Annotated in this window: 21 protein-coding genes and 1 riboswitch; of the genes, 4 read left to right on the forward strand and 17 right to left on the reverse strand. The window is 71.1% G+C overall.

Features of this window, described 5'->3' with window-relative positions; translation table 11 throughout:
- Window positions 1-118 precede the first annotated feature (118 nt).
- From ACIOJD_RS28935 to ACIOJD_RS28975, 9 genes are all read right to left on the reverse strand, one after another.
- Window positions 119-601 carry a PH domain-containing protein gene (locus ACIOJD_RS28935; RefSeq protein ID WP_401918921.1) on the reverse strand — a complete coding sequence of 161 codons (483 nt, stop codon included), beginning with the start codon at window positions 599-601 and terminating at the stop codon, window positions 119-121.
- 36 nt (window positions 602-637) lie between these two features.
- Window positions 638-1486: an ATP phosphoribosyltransferase gene (gene hisG / locus ACIOJD_RS28940; RefSeq protein ID WP_401918922.1), complete on the reverse strand. Its 849-nt coding sequence runs from the start codon at window positions 1484-1486 to the stop codon at window positions 638-640.
- A 119-nt stretch (window positions 1487-1605) separates the two neighbouring features.
- Entirely contained in the window at window positions 1606-1878 is a 273-nt protein-coding gene (locus ACIOJD_RS28945; protein ID WP_401918923.1) for a phosphoribosyl-ATP diphosphatase, read from the reverse strand.
- Between the two features lie 75 nt (window positions 1879-1953).
- Entirely contained in the window at window positions 1954-2439 is a 486-nt protein-coding gene (ribH, locus tag ACIOJD_RS28950; protein WP_401918925.1) for a 6,7-dimethyl-8-ribityllumazine synthase, read from the reverse strand.
- An 81-nt stretch (window positions 2440-2520) separates the two neighbouring features.
- Window positions 2521-3816 (reverse strand): bifunctional 3,4-dihydroxy-2-butanone-4-phosphate synthase/GTP cyclohydrolase II, encoded by a 1296-nt coding sequence (locus tag ACIOJD_RS28955; RefSeq protein ID WP_401918926.1) that lies wholly within the window; start codon window positions 3814-3816, stop codon window positions 2521-2523.
- Entirely contained in the window at window positions 3813-4463 is a 651-nt protein-coding gene (pnuC, locus tag ACIOJD_RS28960; protein ID WP_401918928.1) for a nicotinamide riboside transporter PnuC, read from the reverse strand. Before pnuC ends, ACIOJD_RS28955 begins: the two co-directional genes overlap by 4 nt.
- On the reverse strand, window positions 4460-5068 hold the full coding sequence (locus ACIOJD_RS28965; protein WP_401918929.1) for a riboflavin synthase: 609 nt from the start codon (window positions 5066-5068) through the stop codon (window positions 4460-4462). The genes pnuC and ACIOJD_RS28965 overlap by 4 nt, the downstream gene beginning before the upstream one ends.
- Window positions 5069-6223: a bifunctional diaminohydroxyphosphoribosylaminopyrimidine deaminase/5-amino-6-(5-phosphoribosylamino)uracil reductase RibD gene (gene ribD, locus ACIOJD_RS28970; protein ID WP_401919380.1), complete on the reverse strand. Its 1155-nt coding sequence runs from the start codon at window positions 6221-6223 to the stop codon at window positions 5069-5071.
- Between the two features lie 184 nt (window positions 6224-6407).
- Window positions 6408-6538: riboswitch (FMN riboswitch) on the reverse strand.
- A 135-nt stretch (window positions 6539-6673) separates the two neighbouring features.
- Window positions 6674-7906: an ROK family transcriptional regulator gene (locus ACIOJD_RS28975; RefSeq protein WP_401918931.1), complete on the reverse strand. Its 1233-nt coding sequence runs from the start codon at window positions 7904-7906 to the stop codon at window positions 6674-6676.
- A gap of 168 nt (window positions 7907-8074) precedes the next feature.
- Between ACIOJD_RS28975 and ACIOJD_RS28980 the strand changes: the two genes are divergently transcribed.
- Window positions 8075-9292, forward strand: coding sequence for an MFS transporter (locus ACIOJD_RS28980; RefSeq protein WP_401918933.1), 1218 nt, complete (start codon window positions 8075-8077; stop codon window positions 9290-9292).
- Window positions 9293-9328: 36 nt separating this feature from the next.
- On the opposite strand, the gene ACIOJD_RS28985 is transcribed toward ACIOJD_RS28980, so the two are convergent.
- Window positions 9329-10639: an alginate lyase family protein gene (locus ACIOJD_RS28985; RefSeq protein ID WP_401919381.1), complete on the reverse strand. Its 1311-nt coding sequence runs from the start codon at window positions 10637-10639 to the stop codon at window positions 9329-9331.
- A gap of 402 nt (window positions 10640-11041) precedes the next feature.
- On the opposite strand from ACIOJD_RS28985, the gene ACIOJD_RS28990 reads away from it, so the two are divergent.
- A complete protein-coding gene (locus tag ACIOJD_RS28990) occupies window positions 11042-12430 on the forward strand; it encodes a uracil-xanthine permease family protein (RefSeq protein ID WP_401918934.1) in 1389 nt (462 codons plus the stop codon).
- A 109-nt stretch (window positions 12431-12539) separates the two neighbouring features.
- On the opposite strand, the gene ACIOJD_RS28995 is transcribed toward ACIOJD_RS28990, so the two are convergent.
- The gene (locus ACIOJD_RS28995; protein ID WP_401918936.1) at window positions 12540-13112 is read right to left on the reverse strand and encodes a snapalysin family zinc-dependent metalloprotease; all 573 of its coding nucleotides are present in this window, start codon (window positions 13110-13112) and stop codon (window positions 12540-12542) included.
- A gap of 238 nt (window positions 13113-13350) precedes the next feature.
- Here ACIOJD_RS28995 and ACIOJD_RS29000 point away from each other — a divergent pair, with 238 nt between their 5' ends.
- On the forward strand, window positions 13351-13755 hold the full coding sequence (locus ACIOJD_RS29000; RefSeq protein WP_401918938.1) for an ATP-binding protein: 405 nt from the start codon (window positions 13351-13353) through the stop codon (window positions 13753-13755).
- 150 nt (window positions 13756-13905) lie between these two features.
- On the opposite strand, the gene ACIOJD_RS29005 is transcribed toward ACIOJD_RS29000, so the two are convergent.
- The 6 genes from ACIOJD_RS29005 to fmt all read right to left on the reverse strand — a co-directional run bounded on the left by ACIOJD_RS29005 (window position 13906) and on the right by fmt (window position 21256).
- Window positions 13906-14781 carry an RNA polymerase sigma factor SigF gene (locus ACIOJD_RS29005; protein ID WP_401918940.1) on the reverse strand — a complete coding sequence of 292 codons (876 nt, stop codon included), beginning with the start codon at window positions 14779-14781 and terminating at the stop codon, window positions 13906-13908.
- A 138-nt stretch (window positions 14782-14919) separates the two neighbouring features.
- A complete protein-coding gene (locus ACIOJD_RS29010) occupies window positions 14920-16362 on the reverse strand; it encodes a GuaB1 family IMP dehydrogenase-related protein (protein WP_401918942.1) in 1443 nt (480 codons plus the stop codon).
- A 237-nt stretch (window positions 16363-16599) separates the two neighbouring features.
- Entirely contained in the window at window positions 16600-17649 is a 1050-nt protein-coding gene (locus ACIOJD_RS29015) for a sugar-binding transcriptional regulator (protein ID WP_401918943.1), read from the reverse strand.
- Between the two features lie 253 nt (window positions 17650-17902).
- Complete coding sequence (gene rpe, locus ACIOJD_RS29020) at window positions 17903-18586, reverse strand: ribulose-phosphate 3-epimerase (RefSeq protein ID WP_401883089.1); 684 nt, start codon at window positions 18584-18586, stop codon at window positions 17903-17905.
- Window positions 18587-18845: 259 nt separating this feature from the next.
- Window positions 18846-20279: an RsmB/NOP family class I SAM-dependent RNA methyltransferase gene (locus ACIOJD_RS29025; protein WP_401918945.1), complete on the reverse strand. Its 1434-nt coding sequence runs from the start codon at window positions 20277-20279 to the stop codon at window positions 18846-18848.
- 32 nt (window positions 20280-20311) lie between these two features.
- A complete protein-coding gene (gene fmt, locus ACIOJD_RS29030; protein WP_401918947.1) occupies window positions 20312-21256 on the reverse strand; it encodes a methionyl-tRNA formyltransferase in 945 nt (314 codons plus the stop codon).
- Window positions 21257-21598: 342 nt separating this feature from the next.
- On the opposite strand from fmt, the gene ACIOJD_RS29035 reads away from it, so the two are divergent.
- On the forward strand, window positions 21599-22141 hold the full coding sequence (locus ACIOJD_RS29035) for a hypothetical protein (RefSeq protein ID WP_401918948.1): 543 nt from the start codon (window positions 21599-21601) through the stop codon (window positions 22139-22141).
- Window positions 22142-22391 lie beyond the last annotated feature (250 nt).

The raw sequence follows: 22391 nt of genomic DNA on the forward strand, positions 1-22391 counted from the left end.
CTCGGCGCCTCCGCCACCAGAGTAATCAAGACAGGGCGGACAGGGCAGTGCTCTGTGCGGCGGTTGCCGTACGGAACGGCATACGGAACGGTCGGTCGGGCACCGCCGTCACGGGTGGTCAGACGCCCTCGGCACGGTCGCGGGCGGGGTCACCCGTGCCGCGCGATTCCATGAGCACGCGCAGGGCGCGGGCGTCGCGGACGGCGTGCGCCCTGGCGATACCCGGCTGGATTCCCAGGGCCGGCAGGCTGCTGCCGTCGCTGAGGTCGAGAAAGACCCAGGGGTCGCCGGCGCGCAGATTGACCCGCAGGATCTCGGCCCAGTCCAGCCGCCGGCTGCGGGTGATATTGACCACGGTCACCCCGCTGTCGTCGGCGACGACCTTGGGACGGGCGAGCATCACCAGCACGCCGAGGAAGAGCAGGGCAGTGAAGACGAAGCTCGTCCGCTCCCCCGCGTTCAGCTTCTCCAGCATCAGGGCGACGGCCGTTATGACGACGAACATGACCGTGCCGACGCTCAGCAGCACGATCCGGGTACGGGTCGGCCGGAAGGTGACCGGAAGCGCGGGCGGTCCGGGCTGGGGCGCGGGGGCAGACATCAGTTCTCGGTCTCTTCGGGACGTCGGCGGAGGGCGTCAGAGGCGGCAGGCGTGGATGGCCGTGGTGAGGATGGCACGGGCGCCCAGCTCGTACAGGTCGTCCATGATCCGCTGCGCCTCCTTGGACGGGACCATCGCGCGGACGGCGACCCAGCCCTTGTCGTGCAGCGGGGAGATGGTCGGCGACTCCAGCCCCGGGGTGAGGGCGACGGCGCGCTCCAGGTGCTCGGCGCGGCAGTCGTAGTCCATCATCACGTACGTGCGGGCGACGAGGACGCCCTGGAGCCTGCGCAGGAACTGCTGCACCTTCGGCTCGTCGGTGCCGGCGCCGGTGCGGCGGATGACGACCGCCTCGGACTTCATGATCGGCTCACCGATGACTTCGAGGCCCGCGTTGCGCAGGGAGGTGCCGGTCTCCACCACGTCGGCGATGATCTGGGCGACCCCCAGCTCGATGGCGGTCTCGACCGCGCCGTCCAGGTGGACGACGGAGGCGTTGACGCCGTTGTCCGCGAGGTGCTGGGCGACGATGCCCTCGTAGGAGGTGGCGACGGTCATGCCGTCGAACTCCGCGACGCCGCCGGCGGTGCCCGGCTTGGTGGCGTAACGGAAGGTGGAGCGGGCGAAGCCGAGCGGGAGGATCTCCTCGGCCTCGGCCTCGGAGTCCAGCAGCAGATCGCGGCCGGTGATGCCGATGTCGAGCTTGCCGGAGCTCACGTAGATCGCGATGTCGCGGGGGCGGAGGTAGAAGAACTCGACCTCGTTCTCCGGGTCGACCAGGACGAGTTCCTTGGACTCCTTGCGCTGCTGGTAGCCGGCCTCATGGAGCATCGCCGACGCAGGTCCGGACAGTGAACCCTTGTTGGGAACGGCGATGCGCAGCATGAGGGCGGATTCCTTTGTGCGTAGGGGTGGTGATCCGTGCCGACGCGTCGGCGGCGGCACGGGGCCGGGTGGCGCGGGGAGTGTGTGCGCGGTGAAGGTACGAAGGCGTACGGGCGGGCTCAGAGATGGGCGTACACGTCGTCGAGGGAGATTCCGCGCGCGACCATCATCACCTGGATGTGGTAGAGGAGCTGGGAGATCTCCTCGGCGGCGGCTTCCTTGCCTTCGTATTCGGCTGCCATCCACACCTCGGCCGCCTCTTCGACGACCTTCTTGCCGATGGCATGCACACCCTTGTCCACCAGCTCGGCGGTACGGGAGGTGGCGGGGTCGCCGTGGGCGGCCTTCTGCTGGAGCTCGGTGAAGAGCTCCTCGAACGTCTTCTTGGACATGGTGACGCTCACTTTACGCGGCGATGTCACAGGGGCGCGAAGCGCCTCCCGCGAAGAGTGACGGTGGGCGTGTGTTCAGCGCGCGGGTTCGGCGATGGCGCGCAGGGTGGCCGCGGTGGCGACGGCGGCGGTGACCGCCTCGTGGCCCTTGTCCTCGTACGAACCCTCGATACCGGCCCGGTCCAGGGCCTGCTGCTCGGTGTCGCAGGTCAGTACGCCGAAGCCGATCGGGACGCCGGTGTCGACCGAGACCTGGGTGAGTCCCTGGGTGACGCCCTGGCACACATACTCGAAGTGCGGGGTGCCGCCCCGGATGACGACGCCGAGGGCGACGACGGCGTCGTAGCCGCGTCCCGCCAGCACCTTGGCGGCGACCGGCAGCTCGAAGCTGCCGGGCACACGCAGCAGGGTCGGCTCGTCGATGCCGAGCTCCCGCAGGGCGCGCAGAGCGCCGTCGACCAGACCGTCCATGATCTTCTCGTGCCACTGTGCCGCGATGACGGCGACCCGGAGGTCTCCGCAGTTCTCCACGCTCAGTTCGGGTGCGCCCTTGCCGCTCACGTCAGTCCTCGCCTTGCTGTTCTCGTCCGGTATTGCTTACGGGTGGTGCTGGTCGTACGGCCGTCAGGAGCCGTACGGCCCCTACTGGTTGCCGCAGGCGGACACGCCGACGGCGGTGTCGAGCCAGGGCAGGTCGTGGCCCATCCGGTCGCGCTTGGTGCGCAGATAGCGGAGGTTGTGCTCCCCCGCCTGCACGGGCATCGGCTCACGCCCGGTGACCCGGAGCCCGTGCCGGACGAGCGCCGTGGTCTTGTCGGGGTTGTTGGTCATCAGCCGGAGGCTGTGGACGCCGAGATCGTCGAGGATGCGCGCGCCGGCCGCGTAGTCGCGGGCGTCGGCGGGCAGGCCGAGCTCCAGGTTGGCGTCCAGGGTGTCGTGGCCGCGCTCCTGGAGTTCGTACGCGCGCAGCTTGGACAGCAGCCCGATGCCGCGGCCCTCGTGGCCGCGCAGATAGACCACGACGCCGCGGCCCTCCTCCGTGACGCGCTTCATGGAGGCCTGGAGCTGGGGCCCGCAGTCGCAGCGCTGCGAGCTGAAGATGTCGCCGGTGAGGCACTCGGAGTGGACCCGCACCAGCAGGTCCTCACCGTCACCGATGTCCCCGTGGACGAGGGCGACATGCTCGACGCCGTCGACCGTGGAGCGGTAGCCGTACGCCGTGAACTGCCCGTGGGCCGTGGGGAGCCGGACCTCGGCCTCGCGGCGGACGGTCGGCTCGGAGCCGCGGCGGTAGGCGATCAGGTCCTCTATCGAGATGATCGTCAGGCCGTGCTTGCGGGCGAACGGGATCAGTTCGGGCAGCCGCAGCATCACGCCGTCCTCGCCGGCGATCTCCACGATCGTGCCGGCCGGTCGCAGACCGGCGAGCCTCGCCAGGTCGACCGCCGCTTCGGTGTGACCGTTGCGTACGAGCACACCGCCCGGCTTGGCGCGCAGCGGGAAGACATGCCCCGGCCGGACGAAGTCGCCGGGCCCCGCGTCGCCCGCGGCGAGCAGCCGGAGTGTGGTGGCCCGGTCGGCGGCGGAGATGCCGGTGGTGACGCCGTGGCCGGGCGCCGCGTCGACGGAGACCGTGAAGGCGGTGCCCATCGACTCGGTGTTGCGGTCGACCATCTGCGGCAGTTCGAGCCGGTCCAGCTCCGTGCCCTCCATCGGGGCGCAGATCAGTCCGCGGCACTCGCTCATCATGAAGGCGATGATCTCGGGGGTGGCCTTCTCGGCGGCGATGACGAGGTCGCCCTCGTTCTCGCGGTCCTCGTCGTCCACGACGACGACCGGGCGGCCGGCCGCGATGTCGCGGATGGCCTGTTCGACGGGGTCCAGGGAGAGGTCCTCGACGTTGTCGGTGGAGTACCACGTGGGCAGTGCGGTGGTCATGCTGCTGCTCCTTCCAGGGGCACGGCGGCGGCGCGGGACCGCAGCCACCAGTCGCGCATCCCCCACAGGACGAGGGCGAGGTAGATCACGTACACGAGGCCGGAGAAGACGAGGCCGCTGCTGAAGGCGAGCGGTACGCCGACCAGGTCGACCAGCAGCCAGGCGAACCAGAACTCGACCAGGCCCCGGGCCTGGGCGACCATCGCGGCGAGCGTGCCGACGAAGATGTAGGCGTCGGGCCAGGGGTTCCAGGACAGTTCGGGGACGGCGGCGAACAGGCCGCCGACGGCCAGGGTGCCCAGGACCGTACCGCCGAGGAGCACCGCGCGCTCCTGCCGGCCGGCGAACCGTACGGCGATCGAGCCGTCCTGGGCCTGCTGCCTGCCGCGCTGCCACTGGCGCCAGCCCCACAGGGCCACGCCGATGACCAGCAGTTGCTTGCCGACGCCGCCGCTGAGCTGGGCGGAGGCATAGGCGCCGACGAGGATGACACCGGACAGGAGCTGGGCGGGCCAGGTCAGGATGGAGCGCCGCCAGCCGAGGGCGAGGGCCGCCAGACCGATGATGTTGCCGATCATGTCGGACCACAGGATGTGCTGACCGAAGGCGGTGAAGGCCTCACCGTTCAGCCAGGTCAGGGCAGTCACTGGGCGGACTCCTCGGCTCGGGCGCCGAGCAGCCGCTCGACATACTTCGCGATGACGTCGACCTCGAGGTTGACCGGGTCGCCGGGGCCCTTGATGCCCAGGGTGGTCAGCCCGAGGGTGGTGGGGATGAGGCTGATGGTGAAGTAGTCGGGCCCGGCGTCGACGACCGTGAGGCTGACGCCGTCCACGGTGATCGAGCCCTTCTCCACGACGTAGCGGGTCAGCGAGGCGGGGAGCGAGACCTTGACGATCTCCCAGTGCTCGGACGGCTCGCGCTCCACGATGGTGCCGGTGCCGTCGACATGGCCCTGGACGATATGTCCGCCGAGCCGGCCGCCGACTGCCATGGGCCGCTCCAGGTTGACCCGGGAGCCGGTCTCCAGCGCGCCGAGGCTGGAGCGGTCGAGCGTCTCGGCCATCACGTCCGCGGTGAACTCACCGTCCGCGAAGTCCACGACCGTGAGACAGACACCGTTGACGGCGATCGAGTCGCCGTGCTTGGCGTTCTCGGTGACGACGGGTCCGCGCAGGCGGAAGCGGGAGGAGTCACCGAGGTCCTCGACGGCGGTGACCTCACCCAGTTCTTCGACGATTCCGGTGAACACTCAACGCTCCTTCGTGGCAGGGACATTCGTGGCGGCTGCGTAGGTGATGGGTTCGGCCGCGGCTCCGGCGGCCGTTTCGGCCGCGGCCGGTTCGAGGGTCGCGGTGATCCGCAGGTCTGTGCCGATCCGTACGGTCTGCGTCATACGGAGCCGCAACGCCTCGCCGATCGTGGTGATTCCGGCGTCGGCGAGAGCCGCGGGGCCGGCGCCCAGCAGGACGGGGGCGAGATAGCCGACGACCTTGTCGACGGCTCCCGCCGCGACGAAGGAGCCGGCCAGCGCCGGACCGCCTTCGAGGAGTACGGAGCGGACGCCGCGCTCGTGCAGGGCGGCCAGCAGGGCGGGGACGTCCAGGCCGCGGGCCGCGCGGGGCAGTCGTACGACATCGGTACGAGGCGGCCGTACGGCATCGTCCAGATGGCCCGTGTCGGCGTCCTCGGCGACGGCGATCAGGGTGGGCGCGGCGTCGTCCAGGATCCGGGCACCCGCCCGTACCGCCGTGGCCTCGGTGTCGACCACGACGCGCAGCGGCTGAACGGCACCCTGGAGACCGCGTACGGCGAGATGCGGATCGTCGGTCCGTGCGGTGCCGGAGCCGACCACGACCGCGTCGGCCTCCGCGCGCAGCCGGTGGACATCGGCGCGGGCCTCGGCGGAGGTGATCCAGCGGCTGGTCGAGTCGGCGGCCGCGACCCGGCCGTCGAGGGTTGCCGCGTACTTCCACAGGACGTGGGGACGGCCGCGCCGTACGGAGGTGAGCCAGGCGGTGTTGCCGGCGTCGGCCTCCTCGGCGAGCAGGCCCTGCTCGACCGTGACTCCGGCCGCGCGCAGGGTGCCGGCGCCGCCGGTGGCCTGCGGGGTCGGATCGGCGACGGCGTACACGACACGGGCGAGTCCGGCGTCGACGAGCGCCTGGGAGCAGGGGCCGGTGCGGCCGGTGTGGTCGCAGGGTTCGAGGGTGACGTACGCCGTGCCGCCACGGGCCCGGTCGCCGGCCGCGCGCAGGGCGTGGACCTCGGCGTGGGGGCCGCCCGCGCGCTGGTGGAATCCCTCTCCGGCGGGCCGTCCGGCAGCGTCGAGGATCACGCATCCGACGACCGGGTTGGGGCTGGTGGAGCCTAGTCCGCGAGCGGCCAGCGCGACGGCTCGGCGCATGGCGTCGACATCGCTTACGGCTTCCGCTTCGGTGGCCACCGGGTCCTCCTGCCTCTTCGGGCACGGACTCCGGGGCCTGTCGATGACGACAGAGAAAAACGGGAACGCACAAGGGGACGCCGAGGCCGAAGATCCGGATCGTCCAAGGACGATCCACCGACGGCGGCGTACCGATGACGGCCCGCCGCGCACTGCCTCCCATCCGGACTTTCACCGTCGGTCCAGGAATCTCACCTGGTCAACCGGCCACTGGATGTGGACGGGTCGCGGACTATAACCGCCGGTTCGGAATTACACCGACCCCGGAGTGCGCTGCTTCTGGTACCCGCCCAGTGTGCCACGCCTGATCGTCCGCCATCCGAGTGGGGGGTGTGGGCTGTCTCACAGGGGCCGGGAGGCATGCGGGGCGCGCGGCAGCTCATACCTTCGGGCGGGCAGGCTCGGGACGCCTCACGCCTCCGGGGCGAACAACGCGTCCTGTGCCGCCTCCCGCGCGGTCAGGAGCGCGCCACGCAGGACGGCCGCGCCGCCCAGCACTCCGGCTCTGACCTCCGTGCGCAGCGGTGACATCGCGGCCAGCCGGTCCTCGACGCGGCGGGCCAGCACCTCGCCGCCCGCGTGTCCGAGTTCGCCCGCCAGCACGATCCGGCCGGGGTCCAGGACGGCGCTCACCGCCGCCGTACCTATGGCCAGCCTGTCGGCGAGGACATCGAGAAAGGCTCCGGCGTGCGCTCCACGCCCCCCTTGCGCCAGGACCTCCCCGGCGCCCGGCCCGGAGACGGCGGTCACCTCCGCGACGGCTGCGCGCACGAGGGCCGCCGAGGGGGGTTCCTGCGCCGCCGGAATCGCCGAAACGCCGTACCGCTCGGCGAGTTCACCGACGGCGACCGAGCCCACCAGGGTGTGGAAACCGCCGTCGCAGGACACCGCCGACGGCAGCCGCGGGGTGCCGGGCACCGGCAGGAAACCGATCTCTCCCGCGCCGCCCGAAGCGCCCCGGCGGAGCCTGCCGTCGAGCACGACAGCCGCGCCGACGCCATGGCCGAGCCAGAGCAGGACGAAGGTGTCCTGACCCCGGGCCGCGCCGAGACGCTGTTCCGCGAGGGCCGCGAGGTTGGTCTCGTTCTCCACCAGGAGCGTGGCGGGCAGCCGTTCCTGGAGAGCGGCGACGAGCCGCCGGTGCCAGGCGGGCAGTCCGGCGGTGTCGCGGAGTTCGCCCGTGGCCGGATCGACCAGACCGGGCGCGCCTATGCCCACGCTGTGCAGGGGCACCGCGCCGACCGTCCGGGCCGTCCGCTCCAGCAGGGCCACGGCCTGTTCGACGGCCGCCTCCGTCGCGGTGTCGCTGCCGATGGGCAGGGTGGCCTCGGCGAGCGTGGCGCCGAGCAGATCCGCGACGACGACGGAGACGCTGTGGGTACGCACGTCGAGGGCGGCGAGGTGGGCACGGTCCCCGGCGATCCCGTACAGCCTGGCGTTGGGACCGCGGCGCCGGTCGTCCGCCTCTCCGACGACCCGGACCAGCCCCGCCCCCTGGAGCCGTTCCACCAGGTCGGCGACGGTGGGACGGGAGAGCCCGGTCAGGGTCTTCAACTGTCCTGCCGTCAAAGGACCTTCGCGCTGGAGGAACCCGAGGGCGAGCCGGTCGTTGATGGCCCGTGCGGTGCTCGGGGATGCGGCCATACCGGAATCCTTCCAGATCGCTCTTGACGCCTTCGACCATGCGGTCTATTTATCAGGCAGGGTTCCTGATAATTTACTCCAGCGCTGCGGAAGGGCGCTCCAACGGTGCGGAGTTCGGACTTCGGAACTCGGGGCTCGGACTTCGGAGTTCAAGGAGGGCGGGACGGGATGTCGGCTGAAGTGAGCTACGACAAGCGGAGGTTACGCGGCGCCCGGCTCGCCGTCGCCGCCGTCTTCTGTGTGCATGGAGCGGTCACCGGCAGTTTCGCCACCCGTATCCCCTGGATCCAGGACCACGCCGGGGTCAGCGCCGGACAGCTCGGGCTCGCGCTCGCCTTTCCCGCGATCGGCGCCTCGGTGGCGATGCCGCTGGCCGGCGCCATCAGCCATCGCCTCGGGGCACGCACCGCGCTGCGCGGCCTGCTCGCCCTGTGGACCCTTTCGCTGACGCTGCCCTCCCTCGCGCCGAATCTCGCCACGCTGTGCGCGGCGCTGTTCGTGTACGGGGCCACCTCGGGCATGTCGGACGTGGCGATGAACGCCCTCGGGGTGGAGGTCGAGAACCGTCTCGACAAGTCGATCATGTCCAGCCTGCACGGCATGTGGAGCACGGGCGCGCTGATCGGATCGGCCGCCGGCACCCTGGCCGCGCATCTGGGCGGTGACGCGCGGCTGCACCACCTGCTCGCGGCCGCCGTGCTCACGCTGCTGGGCCTGATCGCCTGTCAGGGGGTGCTGGACCTGCGCAGCGCACCCGAAGAGGAAGCGCCGCCGCGGTTCGCGCTGCCGCCGAAGTCCGCGCTGCTCATCGGGGCCGTCGGATTCTGCGCGGTCTTCGCCGAGGGAGCGAGCCTCGACTGGTCGGCGGTCTATCTGCGGGACGTCCTGCACACCTCGCCCGGTCTCGCCGCGGCGTCGACCACCGCCTTCGCGCTCACCATGGCCGTCGCCCGGCTGGCGGGCGACCGGGTGATCGACCGGTTCGGTGCCGTGCGGACCGTACGGACGGGCGGGGCGCTGGCCGCGCTGGGCGGAGTACTGGTCGTCGCGGCGCCCCATCCGGGGGTCGCCATGGGCGGCTTCGCGTGCCTCGGTCTCGGCGTGGCCGTGGTCGTACCGCTCGCCTTCGCGGCGGCGGGCCGGGCCGGGCCGAACCCGAGCCAGGCCATCGCGGGTGTCGCCACCATCACGTACACCTCGGGCCTGATCGCCCCCTCGGCGATCGGCGCGGTCGCGGACGCGACCTCGCTGGTGGTGTCCTTCGGGCTGGTGACGCTGCTCGCCTGCGGTCTGTTGGTGGGCGCCGGGGTGCTGCGTACGGGCGACAGGAGGCCCGCCGAGGCCGGCGCGCGGAGCACGCCGGCGCCGGCTCCGGAGGAGGCATGACCTCCGGCGGCGTGGTGCGGGCAGGTGCCGGAGGGATCAGCCCGCGATCGAGTCGAGCTGTTCGGCGGCGGGACGCAGTGCCCAGAGGTCGCCGCCCGGTGGCGCCTGAAGACGCGGCACGGCGGCGCGTGCCCCGGGGTCTTTGGCGTCGGCCGCCGCGTGGACGATGTCGCTCGCCGCGTAGCGGTGGAACTCGAGTTCCGGGTGCGGCCAGGGAGCCGCGCCGGTCGCCGCCGGCAGGAGATGGCCGACGGCCTTGAACAGGCTCTGCCCGCGCGGTCCCCGATACGCCCAGAGGTCCACGCCGACCTGTTCGCCGATGGCGGCGAGACGGGTGTGGGCGACCAGGTCGAAGGTCGAGTAGTGCCAGCTGCGCGTACGGGCGAGTTCTTGCGGCTGGCTGCCGTAGGCGGCGATCTGGGTGTCGATGCGTTTCGCACGGGCGTCGAGCACGGTCCGGCGCGCGAGGCTCCGGTCGCCGGTGGCGAGCGCGAGGGCGGCGACCTGCATGTCCATGAAGGTGCCGTGATTGTTCTTCGCGGCCGACTCCTCCTTGCCGAAGGGCGAGTTGACGAGCCAGTCCAGGAAATCCTCGTTCCAGGCGCGCATCCCGGCGCGGTCGCTCCCGGTCCAGCCGGGGGCTCCGGTGCCGAGGATCGCGATGGCGTCCAGGACGCTGGTGAACTGCTGGGAGAAGTCGATGATGCCGATGGACCGGCCGTCGTACATGCAGGGGATGAACTGCCCGTGGTTCAGATTCGGGTTCATCCGGGTCGCCGAGCTGATGAACCAGGTGCGCAGAATGTCGGCGGCGTGCTCCGCGTACCGCTTCCGGCCCGTGTAGTACCAGGCGAGGCTGAGCGTGGTGGTGGAGTTGACGACCTTGCCGATGTCCGGGCGGTCGGTTCCGGTGTCGACCTCCGGGTTGCGTTCGCCGTCGCGCTGGACGTACGGACAGCCCCACGGGTTGTCGGCGGTCCTCGGCTTCGAGGGCCACCAGTACGGCGCCTGGCTCAGATAGTCGTGCGGGTCGCCGCCGGGGGCAGGCGCGGGTTTGTCCGTGACGGTCCAGGGCCCCTGGCCGAGCCAGGTGTCCGCCCGCGCGGTCAGGGACGTGACGGTCCGCCTGAGGGCGGGATCACCGCGGTCGAGGGCGATACGGGCCTGCCGCATCCGCTCACCGTCGATCACCACCGTCGCGGGAGCCCCGGGCGCCGTACGGCGCGGGTCATGAGGCTCCGGCGCGGCGGAAGCGGAGGCAGGCGATGACGCTGCCGAGGACGATACGGGGGACGCGGAGGACGCGGCCGGGACGAGCAGCGAGGCGAGGGTGACGGCTGTGGCGATCACGGCAGCCGGACGCCATCGTGCGACTCGTACGGCTCGGAAGGTCCGTACGGCTCGGGGGGTCCGTAAGGCTCGGAAGCTCCGGGAAGTTCCGCTCATCAAGCACTCCGATCAAATATGTGAACGGGATTCATGAACGAGACCGTGTGAGCGTAGAGCCGCGCGGAACCTCTGACAATGACGTGAACGGAATTCACGGACGAGGCCACACGGCGCCGGAGCGGGCCCCGGCTCGACGCGTGGCCGTCGGGGCCACCTACCATTGCGCTGATCTTTTTCGGCCATGGAGCCTGCATCGATCCGGTCTCCGTGGCGCCGGCCGCGACGGCCCGGAGGGTGATGGCGCCAGTCGTGGCAGTGCCGGTCTGTCCCCGGCAGCAACCCCAGAAGTGGAGCCCCCTCATGAAGCTCGGCGTGCGCTGGACTCTGCACGGCGACGGGCGTACCCCCGCCCCAGGCGCCGTCGTCCGCCCCGACGAGCGGTTGTCCTGGCCCCGTACGATGGGCCTCGGCGCCCAGCATGTGGTGGCGATGTTCGGGGCGTCGTTCGTCGCTCCGGTCCTGATGGGTCTGGACCCCAACCTCGCGATCATGATGTCCGGCGTCGCGACAGTGATCTTCCTGTTGGCGACCCGCGGCCGGGTCCCCAGCTACCTGGGCTGTTCGCTCTCCTTCGTCGGCGTGGCCGCCACCATCCGGGCCTCCGGCGGTGACAGCGCCACGGTCACCGGCGCGGTGCTGGTCGTCGGCCTCGCGCTCTTCCTGGTGGGACTCGCGGTCCAGCGCTTCGGCGCCCGGATCATCCATGCCGCGATGCCCCCCGTGGTCACGGGCGCGGTCGTCATGCTGATCGGGTTCAACCTGGCGCCGGTGACGGCTTCGACGTACTGGCCGCAGGACCAGTGGACGGCCCTGCTGGTGATGGCCTTCACCGGACTCGCCGTGGTCTGCCTGCGTGGTTTCTGGTCACGGATCGCGATCTTCCTCGGGCTGATCTTCGGTTACGGCATCTCCTGGCTCTTCGACCGGGTCTTCGGCCGGATCCACTCGCCGGCCGGCGGGGCCGAAGCCGTCGATCACTGGCGGCTGAATCTGTCGGGCGTCGGCAAGGCGGAGTGGATCGGACTGCCGGACTTCCACGCGCCGAGTTTCGAGTGGTCGGCGATCCTGGTCGCGCTGCCGGTCGTCATCGCGCTGATCGCGGAGAACGCCGGGCATGTGAAGGCCGTCGGCGAGATGACCGGCGAATCACTGGACGACCGGCTGGGCACCGCGATCGCGGCCGACGGCGCGGCATCGATGCTCTCCACCGCCGTGGGAGGCCCGCCCAACACCACGTACTCCGAGAACATCGGTGTCATGGCCGCGACCCGCGTCTACTCCACCGCCGCCTATTGGGCCGCGGCGGGCTTCGCCCTGCTCTTCGGCGTCTGCCCCAAGTTCGGGGCGATCGTGGCCGCTGTGCCCGGTGGCGTACTGGGCGGGATCACCGTCATCCTGTACGGCATGATCGGCCTGCTCGGCGCGCAGATCTGGACCAACGCCGGGGTGGATCTGCGCAATCCGCTGAATCTGGTACCGACGGCCGCGGGCATCATCATCGGGGTCGGCGGAGTGAGCCTGAAGATCACCGACAACTTCGAGATCAGCGGTATCGCGCTCGGCACGATCGTGGTGATCATCGGCTACCACGTGCTGCGCGCGTTCGCCCCGGCGCACATGAAGGGGCAGGAACCTCTGCTGGACTCCGGCACCTCCGCGTACGACAAGAACGAGGAACAGGGCCGGTAGCCCCCGGCCGTACCCGACTTCGATCAGAGCCGGGTACGCCCCGGAACGCGATTCGCCATCCGCGCTCCGGGGCGTACGGTCAACTCCCGCTCGGGGCCCGCGCCGTGGGTCAGTGCGCGATCATGGCGTTGAGCGGCACCGCTCCGGCCGTCCGCGCGGACAAGGCATCGAAGTACCCCTCGACGTCGGCCTTCTCGGTCGTGTTCGGGTAGGGGTTCGTGCATGAGGTGCCCGCGCTGGCACCGGACATCAGGCTGGAGCAGGGTCCGGGCTTGCGGTCCGGCAGGCCCAGGATGTGGCCCAGTTCGTGGGACGATATGCGGATCGTGTTGTGGCCCTCGTCCACCGCCTGCCGTCCGATGTAGACGGTTCCGTTGCCCAGCGAGGTGGTGATGGCGCGGGGCCAGCCGTCGTCCGCCAGGACCCGGATGTTGGCGCGCTGCCCGGCCGCGACCGGGCGCAGTTCGACGGCGTCGACGCTCTCGTTCCAGATCGCCGCGCCCCGGTCGACCGCGGACTTGAACTCGGCGGAACCGCCGGCGTCGTAGGTGACCACACGAGCGGCCACGGCTCTGTCGGCGTCCGCGTGCGCGGAGGGAGCGGCCACGGCCTGGCCACTCATCAGCGAAAAGGTCACGGCCAGGGTGGCAGCGAACCCGCTGGTCAACTTACGGACGTGCATGGTCGACCTCCTTACGGGAGAAACAGTCGTGCACATGACATGACTTTCCTGCTCACTGCCCAGCGAGGAGTGACACCAATCCGTCAATCCGACGACCGTACCGAAGTCCTTGGCCGGCCCGGTGGCAGGCGCTGACCCGGTGTCATGCGCGGGTGCGTCCACGAGCACGATGAGGCCGATTCCACTGGCCGACAGTGATCGCCGATGGAAGTCGGATATCGGGGTAAACGAGCCGGTGATGAGCAACGAACCGCATGTGGTGGTCGTGGACTCGCCGTACGGGGACAGTGCGGCAGCCCGCGGAGCCGCCGCCGACTTCCTCTCGCAGCACTGTCCCTGGGCCGACCTCGACGCGGTGCTGCTCGTCGTCTCCGAACTCGTCGCCAACTCCATCCGGCACACCCCGGGCTGGTGGCGGCTCCGGCTCACCACGCAGAACGAGACCCTGGTGGTGGAGATGGAGGACGCCAGTCCCGAACTGCCGGTCGCACGCCCGCCCGACTTCGGCGGTGGCGGGGGATTCGGCTGGCCGCTGGTGCTGAGGCTGGCCGGTCATGTCGAGGTCGGACCGCTGCCGCACGGCAAACGGGTGCGCGCGGTCTGGCAGCGGTCGGCGTCGTCGTCCGTGCCCTCCCCGGTATGAAGCGCCGGCGCGGGCGGGCTCAACTTCCGTACGGACGACGGGCGTAAACGGCCTGCGGTGTTGTACGGAGGGGCGCACCCGGTGTTGTACGGAGAGGGCGCACCGCATCGCGCGGTGCGCCCCTGCGCACATCACCGTAGGCCCGCGGTGTTACTCCACCACCAGCAGCCCTTCCCGCAGCCGCCCGGTGATCCGTGACAGCAGCCGGGACACATGCATCTGGGACACACCCAGCTCGGCGCCGATCTCCGACTGGGTCATCTCGTCGCCGAAGCGCATCCGCAGGATCCGCCGCTCACGCTCGTCGAGTTCCTCGATGAGCGGCTTCAGGGCCTGGACGTTCTCCGCCGCTTCCATCCCCGCGTCGGGTGCGCCGAGCCGGTCGGCGAGGGGCACCGGGGACTGCGCCGTGTCGTCCGTCGGCATGTCGATCGAACCGGCCGTGTAACCGTTGCTCGCGACGACGCCCTCGATGACCTCGTCCTCGTCAAGACCGAGATGTCCGGCCAGTTCGGCCGTGGTCGGCGCCCGGTCCAGCCGCTGGGACAGTTCGTCGGTCGCCTTGGCCAGGTCGATCCGCAGCTCCTGGAGCCTGCGCGGAACGTGCACGGCCCAGCTGGTGTCCCGGAAGAAACGCTTGATCTCGCCGACGATGTACGGGACGGCGAAGGTCGCGAACTCCACCTCACGGCTGAGCTCGAAGCGGTCGATGGCCTTGATCAGGCCGATGGTGCCGACCTGGACGATGTCCTCCATCTGATCGGCGCGGTTCCGGAACCGCGTGGCCGCGTACCGGACCAGCGCCAGGTTCAGCTCGATCAGGGTGTTGCGCACGTACTGGTGCTCGTGCGTGCCTTCTTCCAGCTCGGTCAGCCGGGCGAAGAAGAGCTTCGAGATCTCCCGCGCGTCCTTGGGTGCCACTTCCGCCGGACACTCCACGTGCGGAAGGTCCAGCTCCGCCGCCCCGGCCTGCTGCTGGCTCCCGTATCTCGTGCTGTCGGTCGGGACCGTGCTCGCCGTGGACACTTCGGCCTCCCCTGGTTCCATTGTCAATGCGGAGGGCGTGTACCCCGTCCTGACAGACTCATGCCTGCGTTTTTCAGATCGGGTTGTGCCAGGTCCGAGTCCGGCGCCGCGGGCCGGGCCGGACTCTCGCACCACGCCCTAACTCCAACTGGCGTGCAGCGGCTTGCCCTCGGCGTATCCGGCGGCGCTCTGGACGCCGACGATCGCCTTCCGGGCGAACTCCTCCAGGGAGTTCGCTCCGGCGTAGGTGCAGGAGGACCGCACGCCCGCGATGATCTGGTCGATCAGGTCCTCGACGCCGGGGCGGGCCGGGTCGAGGAACATCCGCGAGGTGGAGATGCCCTCCTCGAAGAGCGCCTTGCGAGCCCGGTCGTACGCCGACTCCTCGCTCGTACGGTTGCGTACGGCGCGGGCCGAGGCCATGCCGAAGGACTCCTTGTACAGACGTCCGTCGGCGGCCTGCTGGAGGTCGCCGGGGGACTCGTACGTACCGGCGAACCAGGATCCGATCATCACATTGGACGCACCGGCGGCGAGCGCCATGGCGACATCGCGCGGGTGCCGCACCCCGCCGTCGGCCCACACGTGCTTGCCGTGCTTCTTCGCCTCGGCGGCGCACTCCATGACGGCCGAGAACTGCGGCCGCCCCACCCCGGTCATCATGCGCGTGGTGCACATGGCGCCCGGTCCGACACCGACCTTGACGATGTCAGCACCGGCTTCGACGAGATCGCGTACGCCCTCGGCGGCGACGATGTTGCCCGCGACGACCGGCACCTTCGGATCGAGCGCGCGGACCGCCCTGACCGCGGCGATCATCGATTCCTGGTGGCCGTGCGCCGTGTCGACGACGAGCGTGTCGACGCCCGCGTCCAGGAGCTGCCGGGCCTTGTCCGCGACATTCCCGTTGATGCCGACGGCGGCGGCGATCCGCAGCTTGCCGTCCGCGTCGGTGGCCGGCGTGTAGAGGGTGGCCCGCAGGGCGCCCTTCCGTGTGAGGACGCCGACCAGGCTGCCGTCGGTGCCGATGGCCGGAGCGAGCTTGCGGTTGGCGTTGTCGAGGGTGTTGAACGCCTCGCCCGGATCCATGTCCGCGGAGATCAGCAGCAGGTCCTTCGACATGACCTCGGAGAGCTGGGTGAAACGGTCGACGCCGGTCAGATCGTGGTCGGTGACGATACCGACGGGCCGGTGGTCGCCGTCGACCACGACGCCCGCGCCGTGCGCCCGCTTGGGCAGCAGGGACAGCGCGTCACCGACGGTCTGGGTGGGGGCCAGCACGATCGGGGTGTCGAGTACGAGATGCCGGGTCTTGACCCAGGAGACGACCTCGGTGACGACCTCGATCGGGATGTCCTGCGGGAGGACGACGAGCCCGCCGCGCCGGGCGACGGTCTCGGCCATCCGACGGCCCGCGATCGCGGTCATGTTCGCGACGACCAGCGGAATGGTGGTGCCGGTGCCGTCCCCGGAGCAGAGGTCCACGCCCTGGCGCGAACCCACGGCCGAGCGGCTCGGCACCATGAACACGTCGTCGTACGTGAGGTCGTACGGGGGCTGCAAGTCATTGAGGAAACGCACGTGCTGAACTTCCCAGTCGATCGGAATTGGCCCCCGGTCGGTGGAGCCGGGGAAAGCGCACGTACTTCAGTGTCCCATGCCCTGCCGCGAACCCACCCCGGGAGAAACCTCCAGCTCAGGAGGGGTGCCCTGGTGTGATGCTCCAAGGTGACCCGCCCGCCTCGGCCGTGCGGCCGGGCCGGAACCCGGATCCGGACGACGGCCGCTCCGCGTCCCGGGCGTACCGCTGACGACGCTTCAGACGGCGTCCGGGTCGCACCGCTCCAGCGCGGGCCGGGGCCCCGGCGTGAACTCCGTCAGCAGGAAGTCCGCCGCCGCGGTGTCGGTGACCAGGCTGGTGACGAGTCCGGAGCGCAGGACGGCCCCGATCGCCTCCGCCTTGCGCAGCCCGCCCGCGATCGCCACGACCTCCGGGATACGGCGCAGCCGGTCGGCCTCGACCGTGATGCACCGCTCGCCCAGGTCACGGCCCACCCGTCGGCCCTCGGCGTCGAAGAGATGCGCGGACATCTCGGCGGCGACGCCGAGCGAGGCGTAGTGGGTCCGCTCCTCCTCGGTGATCATGTCGTGCACCGTGGAGATACCCGCCTCCCACGATCCGATGGAGACGGCGGCGACGGTGACCTTGTCGAAGTACTCGAAGGCGCGCGCGATACCGGTCTGGTTGCGCAGCGCGGCGGCGGTCGCCGGGTCGGGCAGCAGCATCGGGGCGTAGATGGGGTGGGCCTCTCCCCCGGACACCTGGGCGGCACGCCGTACCGCCTCGACCGAACCACGCTCCGCGGTGCCCGCGTCGTACACGCCCGTGAGCTGGACGACCGTGCACGGCGGCAGCCGGTCGAGCGCGGCCGCCATGTGGATGGTGGAGCGGCCCCAGGCCAGGCCCAGCACATCGCCCTCGACGACCAGTTCACCGAGCAGATCGGCGGCGACCTCGCCGAGATTCTCCGGGTCGGGGGACTCGTCCCCGCCCTCGGCGGGCGACTCGACGACGACCGCGTGCCGCAGGCCGTAGCGGGCACGCAGCGCGTCCGAGCGCTCCGCGTCCAGTTCGGCGGGGACCCGGATCTCGATCCTCACGAGATCGCGTTCCAGCGCCGTCTCCAGGACCCGGGCCACCTTGAAACGGCTGACGCCGAACTCCTCGGCGATCTGGATCTTGGACTTTCCCTCAAGATAGAAGCGGCGGGCCATGGCCGCCGCCTGTACCAGTTCCGCGGGTCCCATCCGCAGGGCTGGCCGACCTGCCGACATACCAGACACCGCGATCTCCTCACTTCTGTTCACACTCTGGACTCGCTGTTCATCCTGTCAGATGCAACGGTCCTTGATCAGCCCGGTTGGGCCCCGTTCATGTTCCTGTGGCGCACTGTCCGTCTCGGCGGCCGAGGCGGTGGCCACGGGGCCCCGACCCGGTGACCGTTGGCCCGCGGACCGGCCGGGCGGCCCGGCTCACCGACCGCGTCCCGTCACCGAGCCGGTGCCCCGCCCGTCAGGCGCGCCGCACGGTCATCGGCTCAGTGGCCTCGGGCCCCTCGGCTCAGTGCCCGCAGGCCCAGGAGGCCGAGGCGGTGGCCTCGGTCGCCTGGTTGCGCAACATCCGTACCGCGGCGGCCGGATCGTCCGTTCCGTACACCGCGGAACCGGCGACGAAGACATCGGCACCGGCCTCCGCGCACCGCTCGATGGTGGTGGCCGAGACCCCGCCGTCGACCTGGAGCCACAGTTCGAGACCGTGCTTGGAGATCATCTCCCGAGTACGCCGGATCTTGGGCAGCATGATGTCCAGGAAGGCCTGGCCACCGAAGCCCGGCTCCACCGTCATGATCAGCAGCATGTCCAGCTCGGGGAGCAGGTCCTCGTACGGCTCGATGGGCGTCGCGGGCTTCAGCGCCATGGACGCCTTGGCGCCCTTGGCCCGGATCTCCCGCGCCAGCCGTACGGGCGCGGCCGCGGCCTCCACATGGAAGGTCACGGAACCGGCGCCCGCCTCCACGTACTGCGGGGCCCAGCGGTCGGGGTCCTCGATCATCAGATGGCAGTCCAGCGGGGTGTCCGTCGCCCGTCCGAGCGCCTCGACCACCGGCACGCCCAGGGTCAGATTGGGCACGAAGTGGTTGTCCATGACATCGACATGGAGCCAGTCCGCGCCGTCGACCGCCTTCGCCTCCTCGGCGAGTCGGGAGAAGTCGGCGGACAGGATGCTGGGGTTGATCTGAGCCATGTGCCAAGCCTGCCATGCTCGGGACCACTTCCTGACCGTTCCTGACCGACCGGCTGTGCTCGGTACGTACCAATGCCGTGCGGGAACGGAACAGTTCGTGCAATCCGCGCGTTTCAACGGCCCACGACATTCCTCTGCAAGGGGCCGACGTACGGCGGGACCGCCGATCGGTACAGGGGCGATGGCCAAGCGGTACGGGGCCGGGGTCGAGCAGTGCCGAGGGCCGGGCAGCGGGAGGGCGAGGACCGGGGAGCGCGCGTCAGGCGGTACGCCGCAGCAGCGCCAGATACATGGCGTCCGTGCCGTGCAGATGCGGCCACAGCTGGACGTCCGGCCCGTCCCCCAGCGCCGGTACGCCCGGCATCAGCGGCCTGGCATCGACCCATTCCGCCTCGACCGCCGGACCGCCGCGCCCGTGGAGCACATCGTCCACGACCACCCTGGTCTCGGCGAGATGCGGCGAGCAGGTCGCGTACCCGACGATGCCACCGACCCGTACGGAGTTGAACGCCTCGCGCAGCAGGCCCCGCTGAAGCGGCGCGAAGCCCTCCAGGTCCTCGGGCCGTCGCCGCCAGCGCGCCTCCGGCCTGCGCCGGAGCGCGCCGAGACCCGAGCAGGGGACGTCCACGAGCACGCGGTCGAAGGAGCCGGGGGCCCAGGGCGGCCGGGTGCCGTCGGCGGCGATCACCTGGTAGGGGCCGGGGTTGCCGGCCAGCGCGCGTTCGACGAGCCGGGCCCGGTGCGGCTGCTTCTCGGCGGCGAGCAGGGAGGCGCCGCGTCCGGCGGCCAGCGCGGCCATCAGCGCCGCCTTGCCGCCGGGGCCCGCGCAGCCGTCGAGCCAGCGGGCGTCGGCCCCGTCGAGAGGTGCGTTGGCGACGGCGACCGCGACGAGCTGGCTGCCCTCGTCCTGGACTCCGGCCCGCCCGTCGCGTACGGATTCGAGCGCGCCCGGTTCGCCGCCCTCGGCGAGCCGTACGGCATAGGGCGACCAGCGGCCCGGCAGGCCGGAGTCCTCGCCCACGGCGTCCATCAGCTCGTCGGTGGTGGAGCGGCCGGGGCGGGCGACCAGAGTCACCTCGGGCCGTTCGTTGTCGGCTTCGAGGAGGTCCTCGATACCGGCGCGGCCGCCGCCCAGCGCGTCCCAGAGCGCGGAGACCACCCAGCGGGGGTGCGAGTGGACGACCGCGAGATGGTCCTCGGCGTCCTCGTCGTACGGCGGAGCGACCCGTTCCACCCAGGTGTCCAGGTCGTCCTGGGCGATCTTGCGCAGCACGGCGTTGACGAACCTGGCGCGTCCGTCGCCGAGCACCACCCGGGCCAGCTCCACACTCGCCGAAACCGCCGCGTGGGTCGGGATCCGCGTCCCCAGCAGCTGGTGCGCGCCCAGCGCGATCACATCGAGCACCGGCGGATCGACCTCGCGCAGCGGCCGGTCGATACACGCCGAGATGATCGTGTCGTAGGTGCCCTGGCGGCGCAGCGTGCCGTACACCAGCTCGGTGGCGAGGGCGGCGTCCCGTGCCTCGAAGTCGCTGCTCTCGCGCGCCTTCTTGAGCAGCGGCGGCAGGACGAGATTCGCGTACGCGTCCCGTTCGTCGACCGCCCTGAGCGCCTCGAAGGCGAGAATCCGCACGGGATCCTTCTTGGGGCGGCGGTACGGCTTGGCGGGACGGCGACGGGCCTGCTCGTTCAAAGGTGCTCCGCGGTGAGAAGAGTCGTTCTTTCTCAGCCTACGTCCGCCGAGCCGAGCCGTTCGCCCGGGGCGATCCGCACCCCGCGGGCCCAGTCGGCGGCGCGCATCGGCTTCTTGCCCTGCGGCTGGACCCAGAGCAGCTCCACCTCGTGCGAACCGGTACCGACATGGACACTGTTCTTTCCGGCGGCCAGCTCGCCGGGCGCCAGCTCCGCACGGTCGGGCAGCAGCGCCAGCTGGACCAGCTTGAGCCGCTCCCCGCGGAACACGGTCCAGGCGCCGGGCGCCGGGGTGCAGGCGCGGACGACACGGTCGACGCGCAACGCCGGCGCCGCCCAGTCCACCTGCGCGTCCTCGACGTTGATCTTGGGTGCGAGAGAGACGCCCTCGCCCGGCTGCGGTACGGGGAGCAGTGTGCCGTCCTCGATCCCGTCCATGGTCGCGGCGAGCAGCCCCGCGCCCGCGAAGGCCAGCCGGGTCAGCAGGTCACCGCTGGTGTCGGTGGGCCGGACGTGCTCGGTCAGGACGCCGTACACCGGACCGGAGTCCAGCCCTTCCTCGATCTGGAAGGTGGCCGCGCCGGTCATCTCGTCGCCCGCCATGACGGCGTGCTGGACGGGAGCGGCACCGCGCCAGGCGGGCAGCAGCGAGAAGTGCAGGTTCACCCAGCCACGGGCCGGCACGTCGAGGGCGACCTTCGGCAGCAGGGCACCGTACGCGACGACCGGACAGCAGTCCGGCCCGATCTCGCGCAGCCGCGCCAGGAAGTCCTCGTCGCGCGGCTTCGCCGGCTTGAGCACCTCGATACCGGCCTCCTCCGCTCGCTGCGCGACCGGACTCGCGACGAGCCGGCGGCCACGCCCCGAGGGCGCGTCGGGCCGGGTCACGACGGCGACGACCTCATGCCGGTCGGAGGCGATCAGTGCGTCCAGGGCGGGTACGGCGACCTCGGGGGTGCCGGCGAAGACGAGCTTCATCGGTGACTGACTGCCTCTCGGACTGGTGACGTGCTTCTCGGGCGGGTGACATCTCGGGCCGCCGCGTGCGGTGACGCGCGTACGGCTGTGTGCGGTCTGTGGTGCGGATACGGCTGTGATGCCGCTGTGCGCGGGTGCTGCCGCGTGCGGTCATCGGGCAGCGCACCAGTCTATGGGGCGGCACCGCAGGGGGCGTACGACGGCCCGCGCGCCCCGCGCGGGTACGGATACGCCCCGCAGCGTGACCACAACGCCGGGTGGCGCGTTGTCAAGAGAGATTGACCAACACGGGCGCCATGGTGCGGCCCGATCCTTTTCAACGCCGGTTCGAGAGGCTTGTTCATGGCCGACCACGCAACCCACGACGCACAAGCCCGAGCAAGTCTGCACCTGTTGGTGCGGGACATCGAGCGGGTACGGCGGCAGGTGGATGCGCTGCGCACCCTCACCGCCCAGTTGGGCAACGTCTACCGCCCCCGCCGATCGGGCCCGTCCACGGGCTTCGTCGTCTACGGCAGGGCCCCCGCTCCGACCGTACGCCTCGCACAGGAACTCCGGGACAGCGTCGAGACCTTGGTGACGGCGGCCGTGGACTTCGACCGCTCACTGGGCTTCTCGTGGGACGCGGTGGGATCCGCGCTGGGCGTCACCAAGCAGGCGGTGCACCGGCGTTACGGCACGCGGCGCGCCGCGCAGCAGCCGACGACGGCCGAGCCGGACCGCCCGCACGACGCCACCACGCCCCGCCCGGCTCTGTCGGCCATGCCCGGCGCCGTACCGGCGGTCCCGGCCGCCCGGTCCATGCCGCCGCAGCCGACGGCGAACCCCCACTCCCTGCGCGAGGAACCCCGCCCGGGGGTCTTCCCGGGTCCGCGCGGCGGCTGACCGCTTCCCCGTCGATACGAGGGCCGTTCCCACCGGGCAGGACGGGGGCGGCCCACCGGTGGGAGAGTGAGACGGGCCCGCAGGAGGTGACGTGCCCGGACGGAGCGCGAGTTGCGTCGCGCACACGCGAGCCGTCGGTCCGCGCCCGGCCCCGCACCGCGCTCGCGTCGGCCAGGCGCCCCGCTCCCTGATCCAGTCCCGCGATCCGAACGGAAGACGCTGACGCTGTGGCCGGAAAGGTTCACCGGCT

The sequence above is a fragment of the Streptomyces sp. NPDC088116 genome, assembly GCF_044741745.1.
Taxonomy (GTDB): Bacteria; Actinomycetota; Actinomycetes; order Streptomycetales; family Streptomycetaceae; genus Streptomyces.

Excerpts from the sequence above, each read along its gene's own strand:
- ACIOJD_RS28935 (WP_401918921.1), bottom strand. The coding sequence starts at position 601 with ATGTCTGCCCCCGCGCCCCAGCCCGGACCGCCCGCGCTTCCGGTCACC.
- hisG (WP_401918922.1), bottom strand. The coding sequence starts at position 1,486 with ATGCTGCGCATCGCCGTTCCCAACAAGGGTTCACTGTCCGGACCTGCG.
- ACIOJD_RS28945 (WP_401918923.1), bottom strand. The coding sequence starts at position 1,878 with ATGTCCAAGAAGACGTTCGAGGAGCTCTTCACCGAGCTCCAGCAGAAG.
- ACIOJD_RS28955 (WP_401918926.1), bottom strand. The coding sequence starts at position 3,816 with ATGACCACCGCACTGCCCACGTGGTACTCCACCGACAACGTCGAGGAC.
- ribD (WP_401919380.1), bottom strand. The coding sequence starts at position 6,223 with ATGCGCCGAGCCGTCGCGCTGGCCGCTCGCGGACTAGGCTCCACCAGC.
- ACIOJD_RS28975 (WP_401918931.1), bottom strand. The coding sequence starts at position 7,906 with ATGGCCGCATCCCCGAGCACCGCACGGGCCATCAACGACCGGCTCGCC.
- ACIOJD_RS28980 (WP_401918933.1), top strand. The coding sequence starts at position 8,075 with ATGTCGGCTGAAGTGAGCTACGACAAGCGGAGGTTACGCGGCGCCCGG.
- ACIOJD_RS28990 (WP_401918934.1), top strand. The coding sequence starts at position 11,042 with ATGAAGCTCGGCGTGCGCTGGACTCTGCACGGCGACGGGCGTACCCCC.
- ACIOJD_RS28995 (WP_401918936.1), bottom strand. The coding sequence starts at position 13,112 with ATGCACGTCCGTAAGTTGACCAGCGGGTTCGCTGCCACCCTGGCCGTG.
- ACIOJD_RS29000 (WP_401918938.1), top strand. The coding sequence starts at position 13,351 with ATGAGCAACGAACCGCATGTGGTGGTCGTGGACTCGCCGTACGGGGAC.
- rpe (WP_401883089.1), bottom strand. The coding sequence starts at position 18,586 with ATGGCTCAGATCAACCCCAGCATCCTGTCCGCCGACTTCTCCCGACTC.
- fmt (WP_401918947.1), bottom strand. The coding sequence starts at position 21,256 with ATGAAGCTCGTCTTCGCCGGCACCCCCGAGGTCGCCGTACCCGCCCTG.
- ACIOJD_RS29035 (WP_401918948.1), top strand. The coding sequence starts at position 21,599 with ATGGCCGACCACGCAACCCACGACGCACAAGCCCGAGCAAGTCTGCAC.